We start from the raw sequence: 23,082 nt of genomic DNA, 5'->3' as shown, positions 1-23,082 counted from the left end.
CAAGGGCACCTACTCTGACCTTGCCGTGATAACTTTATCTTATGCGCCGAGTGTGGGTATAGTACCTTTTATGCTCGGCTGACATAAAAAGCGATGATTTTAGCAATGTCTTCGTTATTGCAGGTTGCTAAGTTTGAGATATCCTCGATGATCTTGTCTTGTATATCGACAGGAAACAGCATTAATTGCTCCAAATATAAGTGCGCTTGAAGTTCATCATTCGCATTAAGTATACTGTGTAACCGCTCAGCATGGTGAATCCAAATTGACCCCATACACCCTCCAATACGACCGTTGAGTCATCTTTAAGCATAGGTTAAATATCGCTGTATTGCTTGTTATATAAGGGCTGTAGCGTTTTATCTTCATTTATTAAGAGGTTAGCTGATATTTATCTAGTCGATATAAAAAAGCTTTATACGACATATGTAAGAATTTAGCTGCATTAGTCTTATTGCCACGACATTTACTGAGTGCTTGTGATAAACAATATTTTTCAAATTCATCCCAAACAAAGCCCGAATCAGGAAAGCGTAATTCAGGTAAGGGGATTGTTGTGTTTGCTAGATTATTTGCGGTGATAATGAGTTCACGTTCATCATCAAGCAGCAGATAACGTTCTAAGCGATTTGATAGCTCCCGTACATTTCCTGGCCAGTGATAATCGAGGAGAAAACGCATGGCATTAGGTGACAGTGTCAAGGTTGGTAATTTGTGATTTTTTGCATGTTGTTTTATAAAGTGCTCTGCCAGCAGGGGGATATCTTCTTGGCGCTCACGCAACGCTGGCATGGTGATCGGTACCACATTTAAACGATAGAACAAATCTTCTCGGAATCTACCTTTGCTTACTTCTTCGCTCAAAGAACGGTGGGTTGCAGCGATCACCCTGACATCAAGACTGATTTCTTGATGTGAGCCTAGACGGCAGATGGTACCTTCTTGTAGAAATCGTAGCAGTTTAACCTGCAATGTTAACGGTAATTCGGCGATCTCATCAAGGAAAATGGTTCCGTTATGAGCAGCCTCAAACTTGCCTATTTTTAGTGCGTTAGCACCTGTATATGCACCTTTTTCAGCACCAAATAGTTCAGCTTCGGCGATATCTTCAGCAATAGCGCCACAATTAATGGCAATAAAAGGTTGATGACAGCGATTTGATTGACTGTGCAATGCACGAGCTGCAAGCTCTTTACCGGTCCCCGTCTCGCCATGAATAAGAATTGACGCATTAGTCTGCGATACCCGATCAATACGCTGATAGACTTTTTGCATGCATTTGGCTTTGCCGACTAAGCCAACCAACGACGTTTGCTCTGAAAGTTGTGAGCTTAAGTGCTTGTTTTGGCCTCGAAGTTGTGTGGCTTTAAGGGCTTTATTTATGGTGAGTAATAGCTCTTGGCGTTGAAATGGCTTGGCCAAATAATCGTCCGCACCGAGCTGTAATGCCTCGACCGCATGACTGATGGTGCCATGTGCCGTTGCGATCACAAAACCTGGATCATGCGTTAATTTAACGCTTTGTTGATTACGACAAAACTTAAGTAAATCAATACCGGATAAATTACCTAGCTTCCAATCTGAAAAGACAACATCGATATGATTATCCTTGAGCAGCAACATCGCTTGCTCACAACTATCCGCACTTAAAACCTGAAACTGAGATGCTTGCAATAGCTCTACGATAATTTGTCGTTGTACGGGATCATCTTCAACTACGAGTATTTGTGTGGTTTGATTATCATTGATGCTCATTATTTGTGCTCTGTGGTGGTGTTTATAAACTGAAGATGCGCTAAACAACCTTTAGCATTATTGCTTAAGGTGATGTTGCCGCCATAATTAATTCCAATAGCGCGTTTGGCGATATATAGTCCCATTCCTGCACCCTCAGGTTTATTGGTGCAATGTGGCGTAAAAAGATTGGCCAAGATGTGGTCACTGATCCCTGTACCATGATCTTGTACCCAAACGCTCAGATCATCGTCCTTAACTTCGGCTTTTATATCGATGACATTGTTTTTGCCGGAAGCTTCACACGCATTGATCAGCACGGTATGGATAATACTGCGTATTTCAGACTCATTTCCTTGTAAATGTAATTGATTATCGATATCAACAGTGAAGGTTAAGGCTTTTTCATCAAAACTTTTATATTCCATGATAATGTCTTGTACAACCGCTTTTATAGGCACTTGTTGCTCTCGACTCATACCGGTCGTGGTCAATCGCAACATCGCACTGATGGTGTTGTTAATGTGGGCTATTTTTTGTTTTATATTCAACAGCATTTGCTTGTCATTTGCTGAGCCAGAGTCATTGATGTGTAATTGCTCAAGACTCAAGCCTATGGTGTGTATCGGGTTTCTTAAGGCATGGGCTAGGCCTTTTGATACCTCGTTAAGTTCAGCAATTTGTTGTATCTGCTCTTGTTTTACTTGGGCTTTGGATAACGCATCGACACGATGAACCATGTCGTTAAACTGGTTCATGGCCTTACGTATTTCAGCAACGCCTTGCGGTGTCACTTGATGCTGATAATTACCGTTGGCGACATTTTCAAAACCCGTTGCCAGTGCTTTTAGCGGACGATTGAATTTATCACTTACCCAGTATGCAAAGCTTATCGCGACAACAGCAGACAGGATAAGCATATATATGATATTGCTGACGAGATGGGATACACCGTTGTCATCGTTATCCACGGATGTGACAAAACTGGTTTCAAAGGTTGCGTTTTGAGGCTGCAGCGGATCATCGACTTGTTGATGCAATTGCGCGACGACTTGCGAAAACTGTTTTACATAAAAATAGTTGTTGGCCTTATCGGTATCGATTTGAGTAACGTATTGGTGGTTTTGTTGCGATAGAGGTGCTCCAGTATAAACCGACTTTGTTGGTGACGTCGGTTGACTGCGTTGATTTGAGTCCTGGTGTTCTGAAACGTCTATTCGCTTTATTGCTGTATCGGTTTGTGATGTGCCAATGGCGAAATTCAATGCATTGCTGTTGCCAGTATGAATTACGACCTCATTCTCTGATAACTGTGTCGTTTGTTGGGCTAGGACTCGCTCTCTAAGCTCAATAAATTTGCGACTTTCATCAGCACTTATATCCAGTTTTATAACCGGCGCTTGGTAGGGCGTTAACGTACCGTTATTTAAGCGAATGACAAAATTGGTGTCTTGAAAACGTTCGCTAGCAAACTCGATGACTTGCTTAGATAGTTTCTTTGCTTGGGTGTTCACTTGCTGTTGATAATTACTTTGCAAGTAATTAAGAAGCAAGACTTGGCTAGCAATCAAGAGCACAATTAACGTGGAAATGAGCAAAAATAGGTAACGCTGTAACGACATAGTTCTCTCTTATTAATGGTGTTCCCTAGAGGATTTTGATCTTTTCGGTATGAATTTTGTTCGAATTAAAAAGCTTTAATCAACGTGCGGTAAGCGCCGTAGGGTTATTTCATACGAACGAACTGCAACAAAGATACAATGCCTTGTAAACGAATCCATAGGACAGCGTTTGTTGAAAATGTTTACCGCGTTATTACTCATTCATGTGGAATAACCGCACATCATAAGCCCTACGTTTTAAAAACACTCACTAACCTGCTGTGAAAATATACAGAAACGGCCAACAGACCCTAGTTATATAACAACATCCATGCCATTTTCTAGTATTTATATTTTCTAATAAATACATTGGCTTATATAGCATATAAAGCATGCTTCGTTTTAGGTAAAGGTAAATTTCCCCATATGGGGATAGATTATCCGCAATTGCGAAAGTATTGTGCCTATGAATAGCTCTTGGTGATGATAATCTTTGCTCGCATAGTGTTAGACGAGTAGCCCCAAGTGACTGACGTTAGGCCGATTAATGATCAGTTTTAGTTACTAAGTAAAACTTGGTACGAACTTTGATTGAAACAGAGAGCGCCTTGTAGGGCGAATCCCTTAACGAATAATATCTAGTATGGAGAAAACGATGAGAGCTATAAACACAATAAATAGGGCGAGTAAAAGCACGCAACCGTCTGATAATACCGGTTATGTGCAACGCCGTTCGCGTAAAAAGTGGTTGACGTCGATTTTAGCGACACTGGCGTTTACGACGTCATTTACTCATGCAAAGGATGATGTTCAGCTTAAAATGGAGATAGTCAATGACAATAGTGACTATGCCCAAGTCATTGTTGTTGAAAATGGCAATACGCAAAACTTTGAAATACCCAAAGATGCTATTCACGATGAAGAGCAGTTGCGTGCAGCAGTAGCCGATTTATCAAAAGAGACGCAAGATCTACTGATCCGCACACTAACGAATATGCCAGTACTTGAAGAGGTCGATGGTAAAAAAGTGATGCTGATGGGTAAGCATAAACACGTTATTAAACAAGGTGAAGAAGGTGAAGCATTTGCCTGGACAAGTCAACTTGGCGATGTTGATAATGTGATGGTCATAGACATCGACACCGATGGTGACACAGCAAAAGCAAAGAAATTTATAAAACACATTAACGCCGATAAAAACTTTGTGGTTAAGTTCGCCGATAACGGTTCACCGGTGGCCGCCATAACGAATATCCTTGAGCATGGCACGTTTACGACTGAGCAACTTGATGAAATTCAGCAAGCGCTCGATAAAAAAAGATAGTCAGGTGATAATGCTTACGCCTCACTCATACCTATGGCGTTAAAACGTTAATGCATGAGCATGGTGGTTGCCTATCGCTATTCTCATGCATACTTTATTTTGTTGTTTCTGTACGCAGAACTGTTTTATCGAATTTTTCCGAGAAAACCCATTGATCGACGCGTAGCGGCGTCGATGGGATGAATCGGAATGGCTAACCTTGCTCTTGAATGTATTTTCTAATTGTATCAGCAGATGCATTACCAACAGAGCAAACAAAATACCCGTCAGACCAAAATGTTTTTTCAATCCAGAATTGCTTTTTTAACCACTTAAATTTCGACCATAGGCTTTGCGTCGTCGATTGTTTGATCCTGCGAACGTAACTCGCAACGCAGATGGTGGGCGATATCGTCAACAATATGTGTATATGATCTTTGTCCACCTCGAACTCTTCAATATTAAACTCTGAACGCGCTTCAAGTTCAGATATTTTTGTTTTACAAATTCACCTAAATCACCTTGCAGTAATTTTTTTCTATACTTCACAACTAAGATTAAATGTAACGCTATTAGATATTTACAGTGTGACTTTGTTTCATATTCCATCTTGACAACCTCGCCATACACAGTATCTTATACAGTATATGAAAAAGACGCTTAGATACAACTATAGGCTTAACCCTACGCTGGAGCAGGAAGTTAAACTCGTTGAGTTTGGCGCGACAGCACGTGGGATTTGGAACTTGCTGTTATCTGAGAATATCCGCCGATATGAGTACGACAAAACCTTTCTATTTTATAAAGACATGGCCTCATTACTCAAAGAGTTAAAGCCATTCGAAGAGTTTTCTTGGATTAAAGCGTTTGACTCCGCGGCAGGACAACAAGTTGCACGTGACTTGGAGGTGGCATTAAAGAGCGCATTTTCAAAGAAGCGTTTGCAACGATTTCCAAAGCATAAAATATCTTACAAAAAGAAAAAACTTCACAATGACTCGTTTCGTGCTGTCAACAATTCAAACTGCATCCGCATTGAGGATGGCACAATCAGCATCCCTAAAGTTGGCAAGGTGCCAATCGTTTTGCATCGTGAACTAGCGAGCAAAATTAAAACTGTCACAGTTCAATACCGCCACGGTAAATGGGAATGTAGCATCACTCAGGAAGTTGAGTGCAAAACAGCGCTGCGAGTTTTAAAGACCATCACGGGTTTTGATATCAACTCGAAACAAACAGTTGTCGGTTCGAACGGATATGTGGCCGACAACCCGAAGTTTTTAAAGCAATCGATAGATAAGCAAAATCAACTACAACGTCAGCTTGCACGCCGGATTAAAGGCTCAAATCGCTGGCACAAAACCAAGCAACGCATCAATAAATTACACGGTAAAATCGCAAGTCAAAGACTCGACTTTGCGCACAAAGTATCACGACAGATAATCAATGAAAATGATATTGCGTGTTTTGAAGATTTAAACGTTAAGGCGATGCAGAAGTTCAATGGTTACATGGTGGCCGACAATGTGATGGGCTTGATAACTCAGCTTACGAAATATAAAGCAGAGTTAGAAGGCAAGTTGTATCACGAAATAGGTCGATTCGAGAAATCCACTGGGATTTGCGCGGAATGCGGTCAGCACCATGTTTTAACATTGGGCGAAAGATATTTCACCTGTGTGACTTGCGGAACCCACCAAAGCCGTGACCTATCAGCGGCTAAAAGCATAGCCAAAACAGGTGAAACTGACTTAATTGCGGCTGGAATCGTCGCTAGGGTAAGACCCACGTCTCAGCAGAAATCAGCTAGTAAAGTGAAAGTCTTCGAGCTATCGGAGTTTGCTGTTGGAACTGAGAAAAATGAAGCAGCCTAGCTTTAAAAGCTAGACTGTTGAAGCCCATTGATCGACACGTAGTGGCGTCGATGGGTAGTTCACTGCATCACCAACCATGATGAATGAGCGACGTTAGCGCTGTGTTATTGATAACCTGAGTCCCAGTAGCAGAGAAGTAAATCTATACTTATAGGAATATGATGATGAGTAATGTTACCCGTTGGCTTATTTTGGTCGTTTTATTCGTTGTTGCGCTTGCTTTTTACCTTGTTGGTAGTCGAAAGGGCATGTTGATATTTACTGTTGTTGGTGGGGTGTTTGAATTGGCGTTTTGGCTAGGTGTGTTTAAAAAAAACAAATGATGTCGAAAAACAATATATCTTTAAAATCTTACTTGGTGGCATAGCTGTTATTATCGAAAAGGGGTAGCAACGATGTATGCGGTTATTTTTACTGCGACAACGGCCGTTTTGGATGATGAATATCATTCAACTGTGGCGATAATGCGGGATCTGGCGATGACAAAATATGGTTGCTTAGATTTTGTTGCATTAAGTGATGGTATGAAAGAAATAGCCATTTCTTATTGGCCGAATGAACAATCAATAAAACATTGGAAGAATGATCCCCAACATTGGTTAGCACAACACAATGGCCAAGACCGGTGGTATGACTCCTACCGTGTAGAGGTTGTAGAAATAAAGCGTGTCTACACGGTTCCTGCCAAGGACTGGAATTTACGCTAAATATCGTTGGGCATTACCCATCTATCTTGACTCAATTGGAGAAGATCTGATGAATCTATGGTTTGTATTATCTGGGATGTTAGCGTTATTTACGGTTGTTGGCCATTTTACTGTGGGGAAAAAACAGTTTTTAACGCCAATGTTAACGGCGAATGTGCCAACCGTTGCTAAGCATGTGATGCATTGCGTGTTTCATTACGTATCGGTTTTTCTGTTATTGTCAACACTTGTATTGCTACTCGCTGGATTCGGAGTTATTTCCGTGGCAAGCGGTAAAGTTCTGGCAACGTTCATTGCGAGTAATTACTTAGCGTTTGCACTTTGGCAGATCATCATCGCCTTGAGATCCGGATTAGAAAAACCGTTGCTTAAGTTATTTCAGTGGCTGTTCTTTGTCGCAATAGGGGGTTTTGCGATGCATGGTGCAATGATTTTATAAGGCCATCATTGGCGATAACGTATTTTCCTCTTATGCTTAACACATACTGTGTATTTATGTTGTATATCAATGGACTTACTCGTTAACGTGACAAGCCAATAGGAGACTTAAATGATGTTTACTACGCCATCATTAATGACACGCATTGCCATAGGTAAGTTTCTCGGATTTTTGTTTGGTTTAGTCGGCTTTTTTTGTTTACCGTATTTCTTACCCGATGCAAATGAATTGTTGCGATGGGGGCTGTTGTTTTGGTATACGACGGTAGGCGCTATCATTGGCGTGTTTGGTGTATTTACCTATCATCCTATTTTAAAACTGCCTATGCCATGGTGGTTTAGGGCACCGTTAATTGGCGCGTGGATGAATTTTGTCTTAGTGTTTTTTGCTTATGATACGATGCAAGCCCTACTGTTAGCGGTGTTTGATGAAGCCGGTTTGTTTTCTTCACCGTTTTGGTTGACGCTGGAAGGGGCGATTATCGGTTTTATTATTGGTTACTTAGCAACTCACTTTGGTGGTGAAGGTAAAGATACCGTTGGTCATTAACGGCAGATATCACTGAGTCCATTGCATTAGCATTGCCCAATACGTAAAAACCATATCGTCTCATAGAGGATTATTGAGGAGAGGGTTAAAATCCAACCAGACACAGTTATCGCTTTTCGCGGGCACTGTGTCTATGGGTCTAACAATGCCAGCTAATGACTATTCGTAAGCGAGCGGATCGGTTTGATTATTTTCGCTGAACGCCTCGAGACGCTCTTGACACGCCCCACACTTACCACAGGCTTTTTCACGACCGTTATAACACGTCCACGTTTTACTATAATCTAAGCCCATGCGCAGACCGTCCGTTAAAATCTCAATTTTTGATTGGAGCAGGTATGGACTATGGATTGTTACTGGCTCGTAATTGGCTATTTGGCACACGTCATTCATTTTTTCAACGAACTCAGGTCGACAATCTGGGTATATCGCATGATCACCTGAATGGGCGCCGTAGTATACTTGTGATGCACCAACGGAAACGGCATAGCCAACTGCAAGCGACAATAGGATCATATTGCGATTGGGTACTACAGTCGATTTCATCGACTCTTCTTCGTAATGACCTTCCGGGATATCAATGCTATCGGTAAGTGACGATCCGGCAAGCAATTGGTTGATCGCAGTAATATCAATGACTTTGTGCTCTATGTTTAGTTCATTACAGACATTCCGTGCGTATTCAATTTCTTTAACGTGCTTTTGTCCATAATCAAAAGTTAGTGCGTAGACATTTTTACCGTCTTCTAAAGCCCTGTTAAGAACGGTAAACGAGTCCATCCCGCCTGAATAAATGACCACTACGTTGTTTGAAGGAGTGTCTGACATAATTACGCCTTTTGCTTAGTAAGCATTTTGATGAAATAGTTAATCAACTTAGTCGCAGATAAGGTATACTGACCGACATCTGCAAAAAAGTTCTGCTAAAAGCATAATTTTACTCGAAATGTCCCATTTTTGAAAAACATATTATGACTGTTTATAAAATCAATGAATTATTTGAAACCATTCAGGGTGAAGGCTCGTTTACTGGGCAGCCGTCTATTTTTATTCGCTTACAAGGCTGCCCCGTAGGGTGTAGTTGGTGTGATACTAAGCATACCTGGGAAATTGATCTTGACAAACAAGTCTCTGCTCAAACGGTGCTTAATAAATCATCAGAGACGGAAGAGTGGGTGGCAATGACGAGCGAGGATATTCTCCAGACCGTACAAGATCAAGGTTATCATGCACGTCATATTGTTATTACCGGTGGCGAGCCAGCGATGTATGACTTAACACCGTTGTGCACTTTATTTGAGCGCCAAGGTTACTCGACACAAATTGAAACATCGGGGACCTTTGAAATTAACACAACCGACGCATGTTGGGTAACGGTATCTCCCAAAGTGAATATGCGTGGAGGCTATGAGGTGCTTGCAAGCGCGATGCAACGCGCCAATGAAATTAAGCATCCAGTAGCAACAGAGCAACACGTTAATGATTTAAAAGCGTTGATAAAAGAGCATAACGTAGAAAATACTCAAGTTTATCTTCAACCAATCAGTCAAAAAGAGCGAGCGACGAAACTTGCCATTGATACGTGCATTGCCAATAACTGGCGTTTGTCGATTCAAGTTCACAAATACATTGGTATTGAGTAATATCGGCTAATCCAATCAGGGTTTATATAGCTCAACGTATTGTCAGCACATTTGCAACGATAAGGATATCCACCTGTGACGTTAGAAATTGTCGTTTTACTGTTATTACTCGGCTCGGTTACGGGTGTGCTTGCTGGATTACTTGGCATTGGCGGCGGTGCCATTATGGTACCGATGCTGACCAGCATTTTTGTTATGATGGGCGTGAGTAGCGAGCACATTGTTCATTTAGCGCTTGGTACGTCGATGGCATGTATCATAGTGACGTCAATATCAAGTTTGAAAGCACATCATAGACGACAAGGTGTACTCTGGCCGGTCGTGAAATCAATGGTGCCGGGGATTTTATTAGGTGCGTTCTTTGCCACCTATATCGCCGCTTACAGCAAGCCGATATATTTAGCGGTATTTTTCGCTCTGTTTATGGCGTACGTTGCCATTAATTTATTTATCAATAAACCCGTTGTTGAGTCAAAACAACTGGGCTCTAGGCGCTCATTGTTTTCTGCTGGAGCGGGCATTGGTGCTATTTCGTCACTTGTTTCCATTGGGGGGGGGACGTTAACCGTACCATATCTTGCTAATCGTAATGTTGATATCAAGCAAGCGATTGGTACTTCAGCGGCCTGCGGATTTCCTATCGCCTTAGCTGGTACTTTAGGCTATATCGTTAATGGCTGGCCGGTGACGATTAACCTTGATAATCATTGGGGCTTTGTCTATTGGCCCGCTGTGATCGTATTATCGTTTACCAGTTATCTCACCGCACCGGTGGGCGTGAAATTGGCACACAGTTTACCGATAAATACGCTACGCAAAGTCTTTGCTGTTTTTGTTATGCTAATCAGCGCGAAAATGGTGAGCCACGTCCTATAGCTGGTATTTGCGTCTACGCTAGCTCATGCTTGTCAGCAAACATGAGCTCGTACAGACAGCACTACGTGTTTTTATTATGATAAATCAGATATGTATCGGTAAGCGTTCGAGGTAAACTCACGCCTCAATATTTAAGCGGTAAGGGGGCAGTGAGTTAATCAATTCTTTGCCATAACGCTTGGTCACTAAGCGTCGATCTAAAATGGTGATCATACCGGTATCTTTTTCATTACGCAGTAAGCGCCCACAAGACTGCACCAATTTTTTTGATGCATCAGGTACAGCAATTTGCATAAACGGGTTACCACCTTTGAGTTTTATGTATTCCGCTTGAGCCTGTTCAACGGGCGAGGTTGGTACGGCAAATGGCAATTTTGTAATGATCAAGTTGGTTAAGTATTTACCCGGTAAGTCCAACCCTTCACTGAAACTTTGACTGCCAAAAACAATACTTGTTTCGCCTTTATTACAGCGGGCCTTATGGGTATCAATGATTTGCTGTCGTGATTCTTCACCTTGGACCAAAATATCTTGATACTTTTTCTTTTTTCTCAGCGCGTCGACAACCTGCTGCATTTGCCAGTAAGATGAAAATAGTACTAGGTTGCCTTGTTTTTCACGCAGCAGTTTAGGCAGTTTACTGATCAGCTCTTGGGTGAATGCATCGCTAGCGGTTGGCTCATATTGCATTTTAGGGATAAACAATACGGCATTTTCTTGATAATTAAACGGTGAATTTAACTTCTTGTATTGGGTACCATCGTTGATGCCAAGGCCAGCTTGACGGCGAAAATGTTCAAAGGAGTTCAGCGCGCAAATCGTTGCTGAGCATAACACTGCACCATCGCATTTATTCCATAAGGCATCTTGTAACATAAACCCGACGTCAATGGGGGAAGCACTGACTAAATAGTCATCGCGCTTACCGCTGGTTTTCTCAATCCAGCGTGCTAACGGCGCCCCTTTATCTGAGTCTTGCTTGGCGTACATTTGCCAAATTTTCTCTAAGTTTTCTAAGCGCTGAATTTCAAAACCCGCTTCACCGAGTAACGGCTCGGCTTTGTGCATTTGCACATTGCCGTCTTTGACTTCCTCAAGCAACAAATTATAGAGTTTGTTTATTTCAGCCAGTGCTTTATGCGCTACGGTTTGAATATCATCAGCAATATGTCTTAGCTCATCGGGAATGACGCCATTTTCAAAGCGGTATTGACTGTCTTGGGCAAAAAATAGGTTTTGGTTGGCGTCAAAAAATTCATTTACTTTTCGTAAATCAGCGATCATCTCATCCGAAAAGTCCGCCAGTTTGATGCTCGGTGATATGCTACGATCCGAGCTACATAGTTTATTGATTTTATCGCTGGTGACGGCGACACGCTGGAGCCACTCAATGGCGCCTTTCACGGTTGCCATGGCTGACGCATGATCCCGGGTTATATCAGGTAAATGATGTGCCTCATCTATCACGTAGATGCTGTCTTCAGGATCAGTCAGAATTTTTCCCCCACCTAATTCAAGGTCGGCTAATAACAAACTGTGATTGACCACTAATACATCGGCAACATCCATAAGTTCACGAGCTTTATGAAACGGACAATGACTGTGCTCTGGTAAGTGGCGCAAGCAACTGTGTTTATCACACTGAATATGTTGCCAAATATGATTTGGAATAGGCGTTGGCCAGGTATCGCGGTCGCCTTGCCACTTACCCTCATTAAGGGCTTTGTCTAAACGCCTTAATAGGTTGATGTCTTGTTTATTGGGCTTTTGCTCAAACATGACGGTTTGGCTTATGTCCTCGTCATCAGCATTGCCATGATTGGCGAGTGCCAGTTTTTGTCTACAGACATAACGTTGACGTCCTTTAACCAAGCAATAGTTAAAGCTGATACCTGCGTGTTTCAAAATGAAAGGCAAGTCTTTATCAACCAGCTGCTCTTGAAGAGCAACGGTTGCACTGGAGATGATGACCTTTTTTTTGCGTTTCAACGCAAGCGGTATGGTACCCAGGCAGTATGCTAACGATTTACCTGTCCCCGTGCCGGCTTCAATGACGATGTGACGGGTATCTTTACTGTATTCACCGGCCAACGTTTTTGCAATTTCAGCAATCAGGTATGCCTGCTCTTTACGAGGACTAAAATTTTCCAGACTTTTGCCAATATTTTTATAGGCGCTGCGAATGGTTTCCTTGGTTTTTTCACCTAACATACAACTTCAATTTCCGCGGCGCTTTTTTTTATCGCCATAAACCGTTACCATGTGCTGTATATATTAACAGGTTTTTATTTTAATTCGAGCCAAAATGCAGTCACGCATCGAAAAAGGTTTTGTACTCACTCGCCAAGCCCGAGACGTTAACGGGGCATTACAACTTACCTATTGGTTACAAACCGATATAGGACCCGTTGAGCTTGTTATTGCTGATCAACAGGCGGTATTTTTTGTCGAGTCGGTCAGCATTGATAATGCTCGCCAATATTTGCTTAATGCCAACATTGCCGTTAAAGATAAAGCCGTACCGATGAGCACATTCTCTGAACAGCCTGTCTACGCACTGTATTTCAAGACTCTGACCAGTTTTTTTCGTGCTCGGGACATACTGAGCCAGGCGTCGATAAAATGTTATGAGGACGATATCCGTCCTGAAGATCGCTATGTTATGGAGCGCTTTATTAATGGTGGATGTGAATTTACCGGTTTTGCAAGCGTTGCTCATGGCTTTTCACGAATAACAAAAGCTAAGATGCGCCGTGCAAACTATAAACCCTCGCTATTGATGCTTTCAATAGATATTGAATGCGCGTTTGACGGTGAGTTGTACTCTATTGGTTTCTATGGTCAAACAGCTGACGGTGCCAATATTGAAAAAGTATTGATGATTGGCGAGAAAGAAGCCGATGCTAGCGATTACATAGAATGGCTTGACGATGAATACAGTCTGCTAATGCGCTTTATTGGTCTGATAAGTGAGCTCGATCCCGATGTCATGATTGGTTGGAACGTCATTAATTTTGACTTTAAGGTATTACAACGTCGCTTTGATTTAAATAACATTAAGTTTGCGATTGGACGTGATGGCAGTGCGCCGCATTGGCGACAAAATCGATTAAGCCCTGAACAATCATTTATGGATATTGCAGGGCGTGTGGTCATTGACGGCATTGATATGCTTAAGTCGGCCACCTATAGCTTTGCAAGTTTCGCGCTTGAAAATGTCGCCCAATCACTGCTAGGGCTTGGTAAGGCGATTGATGATGTCGATAACCGCATGGCGGAAATCACTCGGAAATTCTTATATCAAAAGCAAGCGCTTGCGGAATATAACCTTGAAGATTGTCGTTTAGTGTGGCTTATTTTTGAAAAGACACAACTACTGCAATACGCTATTTTACGCACTCAATTAACCGGACTTGAGCTTAATCGGATTGGTGGCAGTGTGGCGGCATTTACCAACCTTTATTTACCCAAACTGCACCGGGCTGGCTATGTGGCGCCAAATATGGGGGATGGTGAGAGTGATTTGGTCTCACCAGGTGGTTTTGTTATGGACTCAATTCCTGGGCTCTATAAAAATGTCCTGGTACTTGATTTTAAAAGCTTGTATCCAAGTATTATTCGCACCTTTAAGATTGATCCGATGGGGATGATCGAAGGCATAAAAGAGCATGTAAAGACGAATAGTGACCCTGGTAATGAGTTAATGGTGGATAAGGACTCCATCGATTTGACTCACGCGTCAAAGATGATGTCAGATGTGGCAAGCTATTCACCGATCCCCGGCTTTGATGGCGCGTATTTCTCACGAGATAAACATTTTTTACCAAAAATCATCGAAACCCTGTGGCAGGAACGTGATAAAGCCAAAGCTGACAATAATGCGCCATTGTCACAAGCCATAAAAATCATCATGAATAGTTTTTATGGGGTGTTAGGATCAACTGGGTGTCGATTTTTCGATCCGCGTCTATCGGGCTCTATTACTAAACGTTCACATCAATTATTGTTACTCACCAAACAATGGATTGAAGTACTGGGCTATAACGTGATTTATGGCGATACCGATTCGATATTTGTTCATGCCGGCGATGATAAAAGTGATGCCGAAAGTATGGATATTGGCGAACAGATGATGGCCTTAATAAACGATAAAATGACGTCGCATTTGCAAGAGCACTATAGTATCACTTCCAAACTAGAAATTGAGTTTGAAACTCATTTTCATCAATTTTTGATGCCGACGGTGCGAGGCCAAGATATTGGCACGAAAAAACGATATGCCGGCCTTGTCGGCCGAGGTGATAATGAACGCTTGATTTTCAAAGGTTTAGAGTCCGTCCGTACCGATTGGACGCAATTGGCGAAAGATTTCCAGCAAGCGCTTTATATGAAGGTGTTTAAAGGGGAAGCTGTTGAAGAGTATATTCGAGATATTGTGGAAAAAACCTTACGAGGTGACTTTGACAAAAACTTGGTTTATCGCAAGCGGATCAGGCGAGAATTAGCCCAATATCAAAAAAATGTGCCACCACATGTTAAAGCAGCGCGTCATGCCGATGATAAAAATGCCACTTTAGGGAAGCCACTTCGCTATCAACAGCGCACCTGGATTGAATATGTGTACACGGTTGATGGACCCCAAGCAATAGAACACATTGACGCGGCGATTGATTACCCCCTGTATATTCAACGCCAGTTAGGTGCTGTCGCTGATGGTATTTTACCGTTTGTTGGTAAACAATTTGCGCAAATTGTTGATGAGCAAATGTCTCTATTTTAGTTCACGGTGGTTCGTCATCACGTAATCGAGGCACCTTGCTCAGGTGTAGGAAATGACCAACACTGACGTATGACTTGGCTGTTACCGTGGGATGTTCCGATAAATAGGAGGATCGTGAAAAGGGGGGCCGATTGAGCATTTTCCTAGCAATGCTTCACTGCAACCCTTCAGAGCAATGCAAATGTAAAGGTTGTTGCTAGGTTGCCATATCCAGCTATTTTGAACGTCAAATGTTAACGTGAAATAACCCCTCTATTTAATAAACAATAAAAATTCGTGCTTTTTACTATGATGTTCGGTATAAAAATAAGAGTTGTTTAGATGGCTAGATTGCCAATTATTGTGAATCAAAAGCTCACGTATAATTATCAGTGTTTGTTTTGGGGATAAATGACTATGAAAAAAGATACTAAGATTGTCAGCGCGGGGCGTAGCAAACAGTGGACGCAAGGTATGGTCAATCCTCCAGTATATCGTGCATCAACGGTGGTGTTTGATAGTGTTCGCGAGATGAAACAAGCGACTGCAAAACGTGCTGAGCGAGTACCTTTTTACGGGCGTCGTGGCACCCCTACAACGTTTGCTTTTCAAGAAGCAATGTGTGAGCTCGAAGGGGGAGCGGGCTGTTATGTTTACCCTTGTGGCACGGCAGCAATTACTAGCGCGATTTTAGCGTTTGTAAAAAATGGCGATCACTTGTTAATGGTTGATAATGTCTATGAGCCAACTCGTGACTTTTGTAGCAAGACCTTAGCTAATCTAGGTATCGAAGTGACGTTTTACGATCCGATGATTGGTGCTGACATATCGACGCTTATTCGAGACAATACTAAGGTGATATTTTTAGAGTCACCTGGCTCATTAACGATGGAAGTGCAAGATGTGCCAGGAATTTGCTCTGCGGCTAAACAGTGTAACCCTGATATTACCGTCATCATGGACAACACCTGGGCATCGCCACTTCATTTTCAACCGTTTGATTATGGCGTTGATGTTTCAGTGCAAGCAGCAACGAAATACATAGTTGGTCATTCAGATTGTATGTTAGGCACGGCAACAGCGAATGAAAAATGCTGGCCGACCTTACGCGAACATTCCTATTTGCTCGGACAATGTGCATCGCCGGATGATATCTATTTGGCGATGCGAGGAATACGAACACTCGGCGTGCGCTTGAAACAGCATCAACAGGCAGGGTTGCAGGTGGCTAAGTGGCTACAAAAACGGGATGAGGTCGAAACGGTGCTGCATCCCATGCTCGCATCGAGTCCAGGGCATGAATTTTTTAAGCGCGATTACTTGGGGGGCAATGGTTTATTCTCGTTTGTCTTGAAAGACTCTGATCCCACAGCCATAGCGGCAATGCTTGATCACATGCAACATTTTAAAATGGGTTTTTCTTGGGGAGGATATGAAAGCTTAATTCTTGCCAATAGCCATATTGATACTATGCGCACGGCGACAACGTGGCCAAAAAATGTTACGCTGGTCCGTTTACATGTTGGCTTAGAAGACGTCGAAGACTTAATTGATGATCTAGAGCAAGGGCTTGAGCGTTTTAACCAAGCCCTAGCGGCTACTTGCCGTTAGATATACGGCAAGCTATCTGCTTGCATTTGCAACTCTTTAATGCGCTTATTACGTTGATGGTAGCGATATAACCCAACGATGGTGGCGAATATCCAGAACACTTCAATCACAAAGCTGGCTAAGTTGAAGTGAATAGATAAGCTGATCAGCAATAAAATTGCACCAACTAAATTCATTATATTGTACGGAAGACCTTTAGGGTCAATGCGATCAACTTGGTTTAAGAAAAACGCGGCGACGGTAAGTACGGTACCAATCATGCCGACTATATCAGCAAACATTTTATATCTCGATAACTAAATATATTGCACAAAGCAATAGGGCATGTCAGGACATTCATCGTACGTCGTAGCTTGCCTGTCCGACAAAAGCAAGTTCCTCTGCTACTTGGTATTACGATGCCAAGTGAATTGAGGTGACGGAGTCACTAAATCAGCGCTATTGTATTCGTTTGAGTTCTTTATGAATATGTTAATAATGTTATTTTATGTGACATAGTTGTTCGTATTTCGTGCAAACAATGCGGCATTGCTTTGATTTTTAATATCAAATCTTTTATAACAGAGAAAAATAAGGTGATTGTGGCAACATAAATCACTGCTAATAATCATTTCGGAGCTCTATGAAAACAGAACAGAACTACATAACCGGTTTTTTCAAACTGGAATCTGCTGGTGGTATTATTCTTATGCTAGCCGCTATATTGGCGATGATTTGTGCCAATACCGCCTTGTCCACCTATTATGATTTGTTTTTGAATACCCCGGTTGAGGTTCGGGTTGGTCCATTGGAAGTCGCGAAACCGTTATTGCTATGGATTAATGATGGTTTGATGGCGATTTTCTTCTTCCTTGTAGGTTTAGAATTAAAGCGCGAACTTGTTGAAGGCGAGCTGTCTGATAAAAAAAATATTATTCTGCCAGGGGTTGGCGCCATAGGTGGTATGTTGGTACCTGCGCTGGTGTATGTGTATTTTAACTACGATGATCCGCAAGCCGTTCAAGGGTGGGCAATACCAGCGGCAACCGATATCGCCTTTGCATTAGGTGTGTTGTCATTACTTGGCTCTCGTGTACCAGCAACGGTAAAGATATTTTTAACCTCGTTGGCTATATTCGACGATATTGGCGCCATTATTATTATTGCAGCGTTTTATACCGACGATATTTCAATGACCAGCTTAATGATTGTCGCAGCCTGTGTACCGATTTTAGCGTTGCTTAATAACCGTAAAGTGGAAGCACGTAGCTTGTATATTGTGATTGGGCTTATTATGTGGGTTTCGATGTTAAAATCGGGTGTTCATGCGACCTTAGCCGGCGTGTTACTGGCGCTGTTTATTCCTCTAAAATCGAATACAAGACCCAATTATTCGCCATTAAAGTCATTGGAGCATGATTTACATTCGGTTGTGGCATTCTTTGTTTTACCCGTATTCGCCTTTGCCAATGCAGGATTAAATTTAACCGGGATAACCATGGATAATGTATTACACCCAGTGCCAATCGGTATTGCCTTAGGTTTGCTTATTGGTAAGCAAGTTGGGGTTTTTGGCTTTTGCTGGTTGGCGGTCAAGATGAAATTAACCGAACTTCCTAACGGCATGAATTACAAAGTACTTTATGGGACGTCTGCCTTGTGTGGGATTGGTTTTACCATGAGTTTATTCATTGGGTCGTTGTCATTTGATTCGGTTAACTTTACCAAGCTGTTCGATGAGCGGTTAGGTATCATCGTCGGCTCACTGTTATCCGGTGTTATTGGTTTTGTTGTATTGCGAATGTCACTAAAAAAACAACCAGAAGCTGTGGCAGCGGCAAAGCCAGAAGTACATACATAGCGGCAGAATCAAGATATTGTAAATAAATTAATGTTATAGAAAGGGCCTTTTCACATTAAAGTTTGATGTGACAAGGTCTTTTTTTATATCCGTTTATAAAAATTTAATCATTCACATGATGGGATTTTGTATTCTGATCGTAACGTATTAAAAGTTATAGCGTTTTTACGTTAAAAATAGAACGCTGTAAATGGTAATGAGATATTTCAAAAGTAACATTTTTTGACATTTCATGAACAAGGTGTTGTCTATCAAGGCCTTATATAATCGAGCTCTTAGCGTTTTAATGACTTGCTACTTAATCGTTGGTAGCGGTATTACAAATACCTCTCTTTAACCAGTCGAGTTGCCTATAGAAAATGGACATGATCAGAAATTTGTCCTTAAATTTATAGACATACAAAAGAATTTGAGTGTTGGTGTTCCTAAAATTCTTACTAATAGTAACAAAGGAATAGGATGACTGGGTTTAAATTCAAACGCACGAAATGGCTTGTGTCATTATGGCTCGTACTCTCTTTGTCTGCTTGTGGAGGTGGAGGGGGGGACGAGGGCTCTGGCGGTGGTTCCGGAGGGGGATCTGGTGGCGGTGGGCAAACAAATAAAGCGCCTACCGTAAACGCAGGAGTTGATCAAACTGTCACTGAAAACGCATCAGTATCTTTGTCTGGCACAGCTTCAGATGAAGATGGCTCTATTTCGAGTTACAGCTGGACCCAGACTGCGGGTACCTCTGTGGCGTTATCTGATAACACGAATGCGTCCTCAAGTTTCACTGCGCCAGATGTATCAGCGGACGAAACCTTAACATTTAGTTTAACTGTTACCGATAATGATGGCGCTACGGCGTCGGATACAATTAATGTTTTCGTTCGCCAGGTCAATCAATTACCGACGGCGAATGCGGGTGACGATCAAGTCGTTGATGAAAATACTGTCGTTTCACTGTCCGGAGTCGGTACAGATGAAGATGGCGCCATTGCCAGCTATCTCTGGCAACAGGTATCCGGGACATCGGTGTTGTTGTCGGATACAACCTCTGCAAATATCACGTTTACCGCGCCAGATGTTGTTGCGAACGAAACATTATCATTCACATTAACAGTAACCGATAATGACGGAGGCGTTGCATCAGATAATGTCGATATTTCTATTTTACACATCAATAAATTACCTACAGCGGACGCCGGTTTGGACCAAGTTGTAAATGAAAATACCAAGGTTACACTGATGGGAGCGGGCAATGATTTGGATGGCTCTATTCGTTCCTATCAGTGGACTCAGACTGCTGGTAATTTGGTTACTCTTTCCGATGATACCATTGCCCAACCTACATTTGCGGCCCCAGAAGTGGTGTCACAAGAGCTATTGACGTTTCGTTTAACCGTCACTGACAATGACGGCGCCAGCGCCTCGGATAGTGTTAACGTCAGTGTGAATAATTTAAAGACATTTTTTATTACTTCGATATCGCCAGAATTCGGTACGGTTGGTGAAAAGATTACCATTGTTGTGAATGACAAGGTGTCAGCCGATACTAAAATTACTTTATCAGGTGAGGTAATAACGCCTGATTTAATCGACTCGAATGTACTTGAATTTACGGTGACGACAAGCATGACGTCTGGGCCACTGAATGTCAAAGATGGTGCTTCGGTATCCAATGATGTGTTCTTTAGTGCAACAAATGACGGCCTTGTTAAGTATGACCCAGCAGCGGTTGTTAGTGATGCCGCGGGGACTTTGTATGTATTAGAATACCTCATAGTGACGTTATTGCCAGAGCATAACACATTGGCAACCGCAGAAAGGCTTGCATCGTTAGTTAACGGTAACATCATCGGCATGTATTCCCCCTTAAGGTATTGGCAAATTTCAACTAATGCGACCACAATCGATGAAATAATGGCATTAAGGCAAACGTTATTGGCTGATCCAACCGTAGACAATGTGCGAATAGAGAATGTATTGCAACCTGATGCCATCGATTGGAGTAAAGACCCCGACATTGCTGAGCAGCGAGATAGAAACAGAGTAGAGGAAGGAGCCACGCTGTATGCGGAAAAAGTTGGTTATGAAGCAGCAAAAATATTACCTTACTTTGCAGCCATTGGTGTTAGAGAGCAGGGTATTGACTTCACCTTGCCTGATTTTTCACGTTACACAAAAAATAATCGCACAGATTTGTCAAATATTACGGTGTATAGTGTTCAGCAGCCAAGTTCTGTGGGTAGCCCTGAAATAGGTAATCATGGCAGTAATGTTGCGGGTATTATGATTGGCCAGCTCGGCGATGCGGGTAATGCGGGACTTGTCGCGGCAGTGGCAAAACATCATGGTGGGGTCAATGTTCAAATTCAAGGTGGCGACCCGTTTAACAGCACCCTAGAAATGATTAAAAACGGTGCGACGGTTATAAACTGGAGTTGGGGCATTCACCGTCAGGTCGCTGAAGACATCAACAGCGACGGAGCTATTTCGATTGATGAAATCAGTGATGGGCCACTGACATGTAGTGGTGCATTTGTTCGAAATAATATTGTTAACCAAGTCCAATTCGATTCGTATAACATAGCCTTAAATAATTTTTTTGCGGTGTTAGAAAAAGATCACCCGCACGTGGTCATCGTCAGTTCAGCTGGGAATGGAGCTACCGATTCTGGTGATCAACTCAACCGTATTCCTTCGTCATTTACCAGTGAACAGTTGATTGTGGTGGGCGCGCATAGTGCTGGTGGAAACTATACTGATGCGCTAGCGGAAGATGATGCAGAGGCAACCAGTTTTACGGATTCTTGTTTTGATAGCAGTGTCGTCGCTGATGTTAAGCGTTCGAGTTACTCGAATTTTGGTAGCAACGTAGATATCGCAGCAAGTGGCACGATTGTAGGCTTTGAAAATAGTTCGCTAGTTGAGATTCAAGGCACGTCTTATGCTGCTCCTTTGGTCACAGCAACCGTTGCGTTAATGCAATCGATAAACCCCAACCTGATACCTGGTCAAATTAAAAATTTGCTGCGCCAGTCGGCGTTGCCGATAACCAACAAGGTAACCTTAACTGATGATCAAAGTACGGTATTCACTCGTTCTTTAACGGCCCAAGAAAATGAAATCCATGTCAATCAGGGGGCAAGACTTAATGTTGAAGGCGCAATTCAAGCAGCGATCGATAGTTTAGAAAGTGTTGAAATCAGTAAAGATACGCCATTATCTGTTTCGGTTCCTCTCGACATTGATGAAATCACGCAAACGGTGGAGATAACCTTCCCAAGTGATACCAGTGTGTTTGATATGGTTGACGTGGTGTTTGTTGTTGATGTGTCGGGGAGCTATGATGATGATATTGCAACGTTTCGAAGTAAAGCCAACGATCTAATGCAAGCGTTCGCAAGCGCGGGTAAAAACGTTCATATCGGTTTATCAAGCTTCAGTGACTTCCCGATAGCGCCATATGGAACCGAAAAAGATTATGAATATCGTCTCGATCAGGCGTTAACCAGTGATTATTCCTTAGTTACGGCAGCCTTAAATAATTTAGCAACTCTAGGCGGTAGCGACTTTCCTGAAAGCCAACTTGAAGCGTTATATCAAACATCGAAAAGCGTTGTCGGCTGGCGTTCGGGGGCCCTGCCCATCATATTTTTAGCAACTGATGCGATGTTTCACAATTCCGATGACAATGTCAGTTATCCGGGCGCAGGCTACACTGAAACGCTGTCAACGTTGCGCTCTCGTGGGTTAAGGGTGTTTGGTTTGCAGTCAGGAGGTGAGGTTGAGGATGTTGTACGTATTGCAAATGATACGGGCGGCGAGTCTTTTAGCCTATCTCGCAACAGTGATGAGATTGTTGACGCGATACTCTCTGCCGTGAACAGCATAGAAAGCAATATTACGGTATCTATGGTTGCTGTCGGTGACTTTGCAAATACCATAAAAAGTATAAGGCCAACAGATATGCCTTTGGCACTGTCAGGTACGCCGATCGAAAATGTAAATCCTGGTGATACCATTCGCTTTGATGTCACCTTCAGTAAGGGCGACTTTGATGACGAGAAAAGTCATACGATTGTTTTTAGATTATTGATCAACGCCGATCAAGTCGCGATTGTTAGAGAAATTCCGGTTGTCTTAACGGTGAATTGAGGA

19 protein-coding genes are annotated in these 23,082 nt (G+C 42.4%); 12 read left to right on the top strand and 7 right to left on the bottom strand.

Annotated features, from left to right (window positions below; translation table 11 throughout):
* Nucleotides 1-68: 68 nt before the first annotated feature.
* From ACAX20_RS08135 to ACAX20_RS08125, 3 genes are all read right to left on the bottom strand, one after another.
* Nucleotides 69-275 carry a hypothetical protein gene (locus tag ACAX20_RS08135; RefSeq protein WP_371185303.1) on the bottom strand — a complete coding sequence of 69 codons (207 nt, stop codon included), beginning with the start codon at nucleotides 273-275 and terminating at the stop codon, nucleotides 69-71.
* Between the two features lie 97 nt (nucleotides 276-372).
* Nucleotides 373-1,755 carry a sigma-54-dependent transcriptional regulator gene (locus tag ACAX20_RS08130; protein ID WP_371185301.1) on the bottom strand — a complete coding sequence of 461 codons (1,383 nt, stop codon included), beginning with the start codon at nucleotides 1,753-1,755 and terminating at the stop codon, nucleotides 373-375.
* Complete coding sequence (locus ACAX20_RS08125; RefSeq protein ID WP_371185299.1) at nucleotides 1,755-3,356, bottom strand: ATP-binding protein; 1,602 nt, start codon at nucleotides 3,354-3,356, stop codon at nucleotides 1,755-1,757. Before ACAX20_RS08125 ends, ACAX20_RS08130 begins: the two co-directional genes overlap by 1 nt.
* A gap of 634 nt (nucleotides 3,357-3,990) precedes the next feature.
* Here ACAX20_RS08125 and ACAX20_RS08120 point away from each other — a divergent pair.
* Nucleotides 3,991-4,659, top strand: coding sequence for a hypothetical protein (locus ACAX20_RS08120; RefSeq protein ID WP_371185297.1), 669 nt, complete (start codon nucleotides 3,991-3,993; stop codon nucleotides 4,657-4,659).
* A 193-nt stretch (nucleotides 4,660-4,852) separates the two neighbouring features.
* On the opposite strand, the gene tnpA is transcribed toward ACAX20_RS08120, so the two are convergent.
* Nucleotides 4,853-5,083 (bottom strand): IS200/IS605 family transposase, encoded by a 231-nt coding sequence (gene tnpA, locus ACAX20_RS08115; protein WP_371185295.1) that lies wholly within the window; start codon nucleotides 5,081-5,083, stop codon nucleotides 4,853-4,855.
* Nucleotides 5,084-5,285: 202 nt separating this feature from the next.
* Here tnpA and ACAX20_RS08110 point away from each other — a divergent pair, with 202 nt between their 5' ends.
* From ACAX20_RS08110 to ACAX20_RS08090, 5 genes are all read left to right on the top strand, one after another.
* Nucleotides 5,286-6,512: an RNA-guided endonuclease InsQ/TnpB family protein gene (locus ACAX20_RS08110; RefSeq protein WP_371185293.1), complete on the top strand. Its 1,227-nt coding sequence runs from the start codon at nucleotides 5,286-5,288 to the stop codon at nucleotides 6,510-6,512.
* A gap of 164 nt (nucleotides 6,513-6,676) precedes the next feature.
* Complete coding sequence (locus ACAX20_RS08105; RefSeq protein WP_371185292.1) at nucleotides 6,677-6,835, top strand: hypothetical protein; 159 nt, start codon at nucleotides 6,677-6,679, stop codon at nucleotides 6,833-6,835.
* Between the two features lie 72 nt (nucleotides 6,836-6,907).
* Nucleotides 6,908-7,219 (top strand): antibiotic biosynthesis monooxygenase, encoded by a 312-nt coding sequence (locus ACAX20_RS08100; protein ID WP_371185290.1) that lies wholly within the window; start codon nucleotides 6,908-6,910, stop codon nucleotides 7,217-7,219.
* Nucleotides 7,220-7,268: 49 nt separating this feature from the next.
* Nucleotides 7,269-7,658 (top strand): hypothetical protein, encoded by a 390-nt coding sequence (locus tag ACAX20_RS08095; RefSeq protein ID WP_371185289.1) that lies wholly within the window; start codon nucleotides 7,269-7,271, stop codon nucleotides 7,656-7,658.
* A 111-nt stretch (nucleotides 7,659-7,769) separates the two neighbouring features.
* Entirely contained in the window at nucleotides 7,770-8,207 is a 438-nt protein-coding gene (locus tag ACAX20_RS08090; protein ID WP_371185287.1) for a hypothetical protein, read from the top strand.
* Between the two features lie 159 nt (nucleotides 8,208-8,366).
* On the opposite strand, the gene queC is transcribed toward ACAX20_RS08090, so the two are convergent.
* Nucleotides 8,367-9,035 carry a 7-cyano-7-deazaguanine synthase QueC gene (gene queC, locus ACAX20_RS08085; RefSeq protein ID WP_371185285.1) on the bottom strand — a complete coding sequence of 223 codons (669 nt, stop codon included), beginning with the start codon at nucleotides 9,033-9,035 and terminating at the stop codon, nucleotides 8,367-8,369.
* A 143-nt stretch (nucleotides 9,036-9,178) separates the two neighbouring features.
* Here queC and queE point away from each other — a divergent pair, with 143 nt between their 5' ends.
* Entirely contained in the window at nucleotides 9,179-9,850 is a 672-nt protein-coding gene (gene queE / locus ACAX20_RS08080) for a 7-carboxy-7-deazaguanine synthase QueE (RefSeq protein ID WP_371185283.1), read from the top strand.
* A gap of 75 nt (nucleotides 9,851-9,925) precedes the next feature.
* On the top strand, nucleotides 9,926-10,726 hold the full coding sequence (locus ACAX20_RS08075) for a sulfite exporter TauE/SafE family protein (RefSeq protein ID WP_371185281.1): 801 nt from the start codon (nucleotides 9,926-9,928) through the stop codon (nucleotides 10,724-10,726).
* A 117-nt stretch (nucleotides 10,727-10,843) separates the two neighbouring features.
* Here ACAX20_RS08075 and dinG read toward each other — a convergent pair whose 3' ends face one another.
* The gene (gene dinG / locus ACAX20_RS08070; RefSeq protein ID WP_371185279.1) at nucleotides 10,844-12,937 is read right to left on the bottom strand and encodes an ATP-dependent DNA helicase DinG; all 2,094 of its coding nucleotides are present in this window, start codon (nucleotides 12,935-12,937) and stop codon (nucleotides 10,844-10,846) included.
* Nucleotides 12,938-13,031: 94 nt separating this feature from the next.
* Here dinG and ACAX20_RS08065 point away from each other — a divergent pair, with 94 nt between their 5' ends.
* Both ACAX20_RS08065 and ACAX20_RS08060 read left to right on the top strand, forming a co-directional pair.
* On the top strand, nucleotides 13,032-15,506 hold the full coding sequence (locus tag ACAX20_RS08065) for a DNA polymerase II (protein ID WP_371185277.1): 2,475 nt from the start codon (nucleotides 13,032-13,034) through the stop codon (nucleotides 15,504-15,506).
* A 396-nt stretch (nucleotides 15,507-15,902) separates the two neighbouring features.
* Nucleotides 15,903-17,096 (top strand): cystathionine beta-lyase, encoded by a 1,194-nt coding sequence (locus tag ACAX20_RS08060; RefSeq protein WP_371185275.1) that lies wholly within the window; start codon nucleotides 15,903-15,905, stop codon nucleotides 17,094-17,096.
* Here ACAX20_RS08060 and ACAX20_RS08055 read toward each other — a convergent pair.
* On the bottom strand, nucleotides 17,093-17,377 hold the full coding sequence (locus tag ACAX20_RS08055) for a CBU_0592 family membrane protein (RefSeq protein WP_371185273.1): 285 nt from the start codon (nucleotides 17,375-17,377) through the stop codon (nucleotides 17,093-17,095). The two genes, ACAX20_RS08060 and ACAX20_RS08055, sit on opposite strands and share 4 nt — an antisense overlap.
* Before the next feature lie 341 nt (nucleotides 17,378-17,718).
* On the opposite strand from ACAX20_RS08055, the gene nhaA reads away from it, so the two are divergent.
* Together nhaA and ACAX20_RS08045 are read left to right on the top strand one after the other, a co-directional pair.
* Nucleotides 17,719-18,936: a Na+/H+ antiporter NhaA gene (gene nhaA, locus ACAX20_RS08050; protein ID WP_371185271.1), complete on the top strand. Its 1,218-nt coding sequence runs from the start codon at nucleotides 17,719-17,721 to the stop codon at nucleotides 18,934-18,936.
* A gap of 495 nt (nucleotides 18,937-19,431) precedes the next feature.
* Nucleotides 19,432-23,079: a PKD domain-containing protein gene (locus ACAX20_RS08045; RefSeq protein WP_371185269.1), complete on the top strand. Its 3,648-nt coding sequence runs from the start codon at nucleotides 19,432-19,434 to the stop codon at nucleotides 23,077-23,079.
* Nucleotides 23,080-23,082: the final 3 nt, after the last annotated feature.

This window comes from Thalassotalea sp. Sam97 (assembly GCF_041379765.1).
Classification (GTDB): Bacteria; Pseudomonadota; Gammaproteobacteria; order Enterobacterales; family Alteromonadaceae; genus Thalassotalea_A; species Thalassotalea_A maritima.
Note: the sequence above shows the minus strand (reverse complement) of the source record. Positions and strands in the feature narration are given on the sequence as shown.